The sequence below is a fragment of the Paenibacillus sp. 01T442 genome (assembly GCF_056398345.1).
This window is the reverse complement of record NZ_JBFTPF010000184.1, coordinates 1-2017: the sequence shown is the minus strand read 5'-3', so window position 1 is coordinate 2017 and position 2017 is coordinate 1. Positions and strand designations below refer to the sequence as shown.

General features: G+C 38.2%; 3 protein-coding genes. 2 read left to right on the top strand and 1 reads right to left on the bottom strand.

All coding sequences use genetic code 11. The features are described from left to right. Together AC1DLM_RS35240 and AC1DLM_RS35235 are read left to right on the top strand one after the other, a co-directional pair. Positions 1-452: hypothetical protein (locus tag AC1DLM_RS35240; protein WP_477572607.1), on the top strand; the 452-nt coding region annotated here is incomplete at its 5' end. Positions 453-581: 129 nt separating this feature from the next. After that, on the top strand, positions 582-974 hold the full coding sequence (locus tag AC1DLM_RS35235) for a CPCC family cysteine-rich protein (RefSeq protein WP_477572606.1): 393 nt from the start codon (positions 582-584) through the stop codon (positions 972-974). A 217-nt stretch (positions 975-1191) separates the two neighbouring features. Here AC1DLM_RS35235 and AC1DLM_RS35230 read toward each other — a convergent pair. Next, on the bottom strand, positions 1192-2017 hold an 826-nt coding region (locus AC1DLM_RS35230; protein ID WP_477572605.1), incomplete at its 5' end, for an IS110 family RNA-guided transposase.

Below are 2017 nucleotides of genomic sequence, written 5' to 3'. Positions count from 1 at the left end.
GTGGTGAATTAGTGAAAAAAATAATATTTATCGTGGCGGGACCTATTGTTATCGTCTCATGCATTTTGCTATTAATAATAATTGGATGCTATAAAGACCCAAAAATTGAAGGGGCAAATAAGATTAGTCAAATGGAGAGAACCTCCTCATCAGAGAAGATATTTAAACAGAACAAAGACGCGGACATTCTATGTGTCTATGGTGCACGTTTTTATAAACGTGTCGAAGATCAGGAGCAATATAAACAAATGGATTTGAAAATAAATCATGAGTTAGGCGAGGTGAAAAAAGAGTACAAAGATGGAAATATTTTTGAAGATTACATGGCAACTAAACTCCAAGTTGGGACAAAGATATTTACGATTCAAGGTCAAATGCAATCTGAATTGCTTCTTGTACAACTGGGAGGAAAATACGTTATTTATGTATATCAGAATTCAAAGGAATTGTAAGAGACCCCTCGTCTGAAGGAATTCATGAAACTAACGGGAAACGATAGTTCAATCACGACATTACGGCAGCTGGCATGCGTTCAGCTGTCTTTTTCATTGAATTAACGGGCAGGAATGTTGATTGAGATTATGGTAGACTATGTGAATATATTTCGTAAAAAAGAGTTGAGAAATTTGAAATATACTTGTCCTTGCTGTGGATTTATTTCACTTGATATACCATTTAGTTATGACGTATGTAAATTATGCGATTGGGAAGAGGACCCAATACAAGAGGAAAATCCAGCTTTGGGATTAGGACCCAATAACGGAAGCTTATATGATGAACAGATTAAAATACTTAGGCAAATACCTTCAGATATTAAATCGTACAAGGGCTACTATAGAGATAATGGATGGAGACCATTAACAAAAGAAGAATGCACAATTCCATATTCTCCTCATAAAACTGCACTAGACTATTTTAATTTGGCAACAAGCGATGGCGTTCCATTCCGCCATTACTKGGAAAAGAATAAATAAGAATATTGAGCTAACGAGAGAACGAGAGTTCAATAACAACAAGAGGCAGCCGACCTTATTGGATCAGTTGCCTTTTCTCAACTATTCCAGCTAATAGCTTGTCAATATTTAATTATTAATAATGGATTCATGAAGTGATATACTTAAAAAAGTGCATGGGAAATAACCGTCCAATAAAGCACGGAAGTATATTCCATATATTTCTAATTTCCATGACTTACTCTAAACGGAACGCTTCCTTAGTAGTTAAAATAGCAAAAATCCAGTGGATGAGTTTATTTACACAAGCAATTATCGCTACTTTGAACAGCTTTCCCTCAGCACGCTTCTTATCATAATAAGCCCTTAATTTCTTATTTCTATTGCTACGGATACCACATCGTACAGCTTGATACAGGGCAGTACGAAGTCTCCTGGAGCCATGCTTAGTGATTCTATTCTGGGTTGCTGTGAACTTACCTGAAGAAAAAACGCTTGGATCAACGCCAGCAAAGGCCACCAGTTTCTTTGCGTGATCAAACCGATCGATTTCCCCAATCTCAGCCAAAATTGTTGCAGCAATTTTAGTGCCAATACCGGGTATCGATTGAATTAATTCATATTCTAGTAACTCTTCTGCCAGGGCATCTACCGATTTAATAAGGGTTGCTAGATGCTCCTGGTATTGAAGAAGCAATTTGATGAGCAACTGCAAGGAGATCAAGTGGCTTGGAAAAGCCGTCTCCTTAAATGGATTTCGCCTTGCCGCAGCTGCCAGGATTTGCGCACGTTCCAAACACCACGAAGTGGATTTACCGCGCCCAGTAAGCTGTCCGATTACAGTTGTAATTTCATTGTCGGACATTGCTAGGACCTCTCTAGATGTCGGGTGTAAGGCCAGAAATCGAAGGGAAACTTTAGAATAAAGATCACCAAACACGCCATGATATTCGGGGAAAACCTGATCCAGAATTGACTGGAATTGTAGTTTTGCTTGAACATACATACCCGTTAGAGATTCATATTGTCGTGTTAGATAGCGTAAATTCATGAGGTGCTGACCC